A 5,596-nucleotide genomic window follows, 5' to 3' on the forward strand; every position below is an offset into this window, starting at 1 on the left:
GTGTATAGATCCAAAATTCAAACCATGGAATACACATTAAAAGCACCCAGATCAATAAAATTCCTTTTAAAATGGTCTTAAACTGCGATTTTAAAATCATTAAGAACAGATTCTGAATTTTCTGAACAATTGATTTTTCAATATTTTCAGGATTCAGTACCACAAGTTTTTCTGATATCGCATCAAACTCTCCATAAGAAAGTTCATTCGTAATGCCTCCATTAGGAACGGAATCCAAAATTCCGTATATGATGAATGAATAGATTTTATCTCCATACCGATTCACAAACATGGAAGCCATCCAGTTTTTCGGAAGGTCTATCATATCATTTTTAATGTGGTATGCTTTCGCTATATCAATGACTTTAACCTTTGCATTGTTATTTTTCTGACTGAGATCTTTAACCGCTTTTCTGAGATCTTCAATAAAAACTTTTTTAGACCGGTTGTCTTTAAAGATATAGTATGTACTGGAATTATACACCTGCTCGGAAATGGAATAACTGTCTTTCTTTAATGCAGAATACACTCCGCAAAATAATCCAATTTTTAAAGAAAAAACGATGTTGACAATAAAAATGGCAGGAATATAAAGTTTAACAAACCAGTTGTAGTATTTCTGTCTGCGCGATAAAGCTTTGTATTTTTTTAGGATGATGACCAAAAAGGAACTTATCAGCAAACCTAAAACAAGGAAAAGGAAGCAGAAAAGAACAATTTTTAAAGGATAGTTCTTTAAAACGTATCCTACAGTGCTGTATATTGTTTCCCAATGTATATTCTGCATCATCAGTTGGCGTCAAATGCTTCAAAAGCATCGGTGATATGTTCGATCATCAGATTTTTATTTTCGTCAGGAAGAACAGAAATGATATCAAATCGTACTTCCTGATTTTTATTGTATTCTTCCATGAAATAATTGGCAGCAGAAACAATCAACTTAATCTTTCGTTTGTTTACTGCTTCCTGTGGAAGATTAAACACATCGGTAGAACGCGCCTTTACTTCAACGACTACAATTAAACTATCTTTTTCGGCAACTAAATCCAGTTCTGCTTTTTGGTATCGAAAGTTTCTTACCAAAATTTTGTAGCCGTTTTTCTGTAAATATTCAGCGGCCAATTCTTCTGCTTTTTTACCAAAATCGTTATGATCTGCCATTGTTAAGATAAAGTGTTTGAGAGTTTTTGAGTTATTAAATATTTTATCTATCTATTAATTTTTCATAAACTTCGTCCAGCCATTCTGTTATATTTTCATGAAATTTTCCAAACAACAGTTCCTGTTCTGTTTTTAAAAATTGCTTTTTAAAAATGTAAGGACTTACATTAACCCAGAATTTAATTCCTTCAATGTAAAACTTATAATCTTCATGCCTTACATCAAGTGGGGTTTATTGTTTTTTTTCTTCTTCTGTTAATGGAGGATAAAAAGTTTTAATTTCAAAGTAGTGGAAAGAAAGCAAAGTCTCTAAATTTTCTTTTAACCTGTTTGGAAGAAAATCATTAAATACTGTTTCCTGTCTATAATTTTTAGAATTATTTTCATCTAAAGCTTCATTATCACGATATTTTTTATACCAATTAAACTTAAGGATATAATTGTAATCACTGTAAATTTCTAAATGTATTATTCGGATTTCATCATATAATCCCGGACTGAAACTATAATCCACTAATAAACTCCTCACACTAAAAACTCAATCTTAGTCTTAATCTTAACCTCCAGTCTCACATTCCCGCCAATAATCAACGGTCTGTTGTCTTTGATGTGTCCATTCGGAAAACCGAAAACTGTTGGGAAACTGTACTTTGAAATTCTGTCGGCAATTAACTTGTAGGCAAATTCATCAAAGCTTTCTTCGTATTGTTTATTTTCTTTTTCATCGCCCATATTGGTCATTCCGCCGATAATCAAACCTGAAATTTTATTAAAAACTCCGGCTAATTCAAGGCTCATGATCATTCTGTCGAGAGCATAAAAATTTTCGCCGATATCTTCAATGAAAAGAATTTTATCTTTAAAATCAAAGGAATATTTCGTTCCTAAAAGCGCATAAATCAAGGCTAAATTTCCACCGACCAACTGTCCTTCAACGTTTCCTTTTTTGTTGAACTGATGAGAGGAGAGGCTATATTTAAGGGGTTTTCCTTTTAAAACATCAAAAATAAGATCGTAGCTTTCTTCGGTAACGCCAAAGCTCGACGTTTTTACAGTCTGTCCGTGAATGGATGCAAAGCCTTTTTTCAGCAGATAACTCTGGATCACCGTATTGTCTGAGTAGCCAATGTACCATTTAGGATTTCTGGTAAAGTTTTTAAGATTAAGTTCCTGAATAAGATGCTGACAACCGTAACCGCCTCTTGAAGCCCATACTGCAGAAATTTCGCTGTCGTTGAGTGCCCAGTTCATGTCTTTTAATCTTTCCTGCTCCGTTCCTGCGTAATTGTATCCGTTTGCATATTTCGTGTAAAGATGTTCTCCCAAAACGGGTTCAAAACCTTTACTTTTAATTTTTTCAATTCCCTTTTCAAGCTGGGAAGATTCTACGGATCCTGCAGGAGAAATAATGGCTATTTTATCGCCTTTTTTCAGAGATTTGGGAAAGATAATTTTATTCATTTGTCTTTTTGTATTTTACTTCGGTTTTCTCTGCTTCTTCCAGTCTTTTATCAAACTGATTGAATTTTTTAAAGCTCTGCAAGAAGATAAAGAAACTGAATATAATGAGAATTCCGCCAACAATTCTTCTGATTCTGTTGGCTAATTTTTGGGTAAGTCTGTCATGAAACTGCTTTGCAAGGAATATTTTTACCAGATCGATAAAGAGATACGTTCCGATTACAATTCCGATGTATAAAATGAAATTACTGGTATCCGGATACTGATTTCTTACCGAAATAACGGTGACAAGCCAGAAAAGGATAACTCCGACATTCAGAAGATTAAAGAAAAAACCGTTAACGAATGTTTTAAAATAGTTCTGATTGATGAATTTTTCTTCTCCGGGAATATGCATCTTGGTTTTGGTAACCATCATCACAATTCCGTACACAAAGATCAGAATGGCGGTAATTCTGTAAAATCCGGGATGTTTATCAATGAGCGTTACAATATCTGCACTCGCATAATACGCTGCCAAAATGCACAGAAGATCTGCAGAAATAACGCCTAAATCCAGTGCTAAAGCATGTTTCGGACCTCTCGAAAAGCTGGTTTCAATTAAAAGGAAAAAAATAGGTCCTATAAAAACCAGACTCAGCATGAATCCTAAAACGATGGCAGATAATATAAGTTCAAACATTCAGTGGTGTTTTCAATGAAATAATTTCATCTATTTATACAAAGTTAGTTTTTATGTTGTAAAAAGCAAATAAGAAAAGCATCGGATCAATTAATACTTATCAAACTCATACAATTCATAATATTCTATAAGTTAATCTTTGTATTCCTGTCTCAATTTCGGGAAAACATAAAAAATCCATTGCTTAGAATAGATATAATGCGATAAAAAATTTCTTTTAAAGGAATAATATGATTCCAGATAGTTTTTCCACCTTTCATGGTATTTTTCAAGTGAAGAAAGAGATTCAGGATCATCTTTTCTGATCTTTTCATGAAGTTTTAAATAAATATTTTCAATTTCTTTTTTCCATGAATTTTCTTCAATTCTAAAATTATTAATTACATCGACATCAGATCCTTTACCGTCATCAAAACTTTTAATTCGGGTTAAAGCAGATTTCAGAGACGGACTGTACGGTAAGCTGTCTTTTATAAAATGAGACTGATTGCTCTTTTCAGTAACTATTTTCTGTTCATTTCTTTTGCATTCAATACATAATAGCAAACCCAGTAAAACAGCTACAGTATTCATATTTCTTATAAATCTAAAACAGTATTTTCCCATCAAATAAATTTTAAGTAAAATAAAAAAAACTGCAATCTCTTGCAGTTTCTAAATATAGTTCTTTGTTGTAAAATCTAATCCACAATCTTGAAATCCAATTGTTTTTGAATCAGGTTTGCTTTTATCACTTTGATCTGAACCTGATCTCCCAACTGGTATTTTTTACCATGTCTGTTTCCGTACACGGCGTGAGTTTTTGCATCATAAGAGTAAGAATCGTCGGTTAAATCTCTTAATTTGATTAATCCTTCCGCACCGTTTTCCGGAATTTCCACCCAGAAACCAAATTCCGCAACACCTGAAATAACTCCGTTGAAAGTTTCTCCCAAATGTTTTTCCATAAATTTCACCTGCATGAATTTTATCGAATCTCTTTCCGCATCTGCCGCCAGTCTTTCCATATAACTGCAGTGTTTTGCTTTTTCTTCAAGATCTGCCTTGTTCGGAGATTTTCCGCCATCAAGATAATGCTGCAATAATCGATGTGCAATTAAATCCGGATAACGACGGATAGGAGAGGTGAAGTGGCTGTAATAATCGAATCCCAATCCGTAGTGACCGATAGGCTCTGTAGAATAAACCGCCTTGCTCATACTTCGCATCGCCAGAGTTTCGATCATATTTTCTTCGCCTTTACCTTTTACATCGTGCAGTAATTTATTCAAAGATTCCGCAACTTTTTTGGTATTCGCCAAGTCCATTTTATATCCGAAAGTCGACACAAAATCTCTCAAAGATTCCAGTTTTGCCGGATCCGGATCGTCGTGAACCCTATAAATAAAAGTATTCTGTGAAATTTCTCCTCTCTTGTTCAGAGAAACAAATTCCGATACTTTCTTATTCGCCAACAGCATAAATTCTTCAATTAAGTGGTTGGAATCTTTGCTTATTTTAAAGTAAACTCCAACAGGCTCGTTGTTTTCATCCAGATTGAACCGTACTTCGCTTCTGTCGAAAGTAATTGCTCCGTCTTTGATTCTTTTCTGACGCATGATTTTCGCCAATTGATCTAAAACCAGAATTTCTTCTTTAAAATCGCCGTCTTTTCCTTCAATTCTTTCCTGTGCTTCTTCGTATGTAAATCGTCTGTCTGAATGAATTACAGTTCTTCCAAACCACTGTTTTTTGATTTCAGCTTTGTCATTCAGCTCAAAAACGGCTGAAAAAGTAAATTTATCCTCGTGCGGACGAAGCGAACAGACATCATTACTTAAAACTTCCGGAAGCATCGGTACAACACGGTCTACCAAATATACGGAAGTGGCTCTCTGGTAAGCTTCATCATCCAGAATTGTTCCCGGAACCACATAATGCGAAACATCCGCAATGTGAACTCCGATTTCCCAGTTTCCGTTGTCTAATTTTCTGATGGATAACGCATCATCAAAGTCTTTTGCATCTTTCGGGTCGATGGTGAAGGTTGTAATTCCACGCATATCCCATCTTTTTGCAACCTCTTCTTCATTAATGCTTCTGTCGATTTTATCTGCATCTCTTTCCACTTCTTCAGGGAATTCGTACGGCAGTCCATATTCCGCAAGAATAGAGTGAATCTCCGTTTCATGTTCTCCCGGAGCTCCTAAAACCTGAATAATTTCTCCCTCCGGATTTTTATCTCCCGGTCTCCATTCCGTCATTTTTACGATCACTTTATTGCCGTCTTCCGCACCTCCGAATTTTGGTTTA

The 5,596-nt window shown here is 34.6% G+C and carries 7 protein-coding genes; all 7 read right to left on the reverse strand.

Annotated elements, in window-relative coordinates; translation table 11 throughout:
* Window positions 1-790 (reverse strand): hypothetical protein (locus WFK35_RS19985; protein ID WP_336734188.1); only part of this gene is annotated, 790 nt, incomplete at its 3' end.
* Entirely contained in the window at window positions 790-1,161 is a 372-nt protein-coding gene (locus WFK35_RS19990) for a YraN family protein (protein ID WP_214587798.1), read from the reverse strand. The genes WFK35_RS19990 and WFK35_RS19985, both read right to left, overlap by 1 nt.
* Before the next feature lie 232 nt (window positions 1,162-1,393).
* Window positions 1,394-1,675 carry a hypothetical protein gene (locus WFK35_RS19995; protein WP_336734190.1) on the reverse strand — a complete coding sequence of 94 codons (282 nt, stop codon included), beginning with the start codon at window positions 1,673-1,675 and terminating at the stop codon, window positions 1,394-1,396.
* 11 nt (window positions 1,676-1,686) lie between these two features.
* The gene (locus WFK35_RS20000) at window positions 1,687-2,622 is read right to left on the reverse strand and encodes a S66 peptidase family protein (protein ID WP_336734192.1); all 936 of its coding nucleotides are present in this window, start codon (window positions 2,620-2,622) and stop codon (window positions 1,687-1,689) included.
* The gene (locus tag WFK35_RS20005; protein WP_076391058.1) at window positions 2,615-3,304 is read right to left on the reverse strand and encodes a LysE family translocator; all 690 of its coding nucleotides are present in this window, start codon (window positions 3,302-3,304) and stop codon (window positions 2,615-2,617) included. The genes WFK35_RS20000 and WFK35_RS20005 overlap by 8 nt, the downstream gene beginning before the upstream one ends.
* 132 nt (window positions 3,305-3,436) lie before the next feature.
* Complete coding sequence (locus tag WFK35_RS20010; RefSeq protein WP_336734194.1) at window positions 3,437-3,877, reverse strand: hypothetical protein; 441 nt, start codon at window positions 3,875-3,877, stop codon at window positions 3,437-3,439.
* A gap of 107 nt (window positions 3,878-3,984) precedes the next feature.
* The coding region (gene rnr / locus WFK35_RS20015; protein WP_336734196.1) for a ribonuclease R at window positions 3,985-5,596 on the reverse strand (1,612 nt) is incomplete at its 5' end.

Origin of the sequence: Chryseobacterium sp. VD8, assembly GCF_037149975.1 — a bacterium.
In the GTDB taxonomy this organism is placed as follows: domain Bacteria; phylum Bacteroidota; class Bacteroidia; order Flavobacteriales; family Weeksellaceae; genus Chryseobacterium; species Chryseobacterium indicum.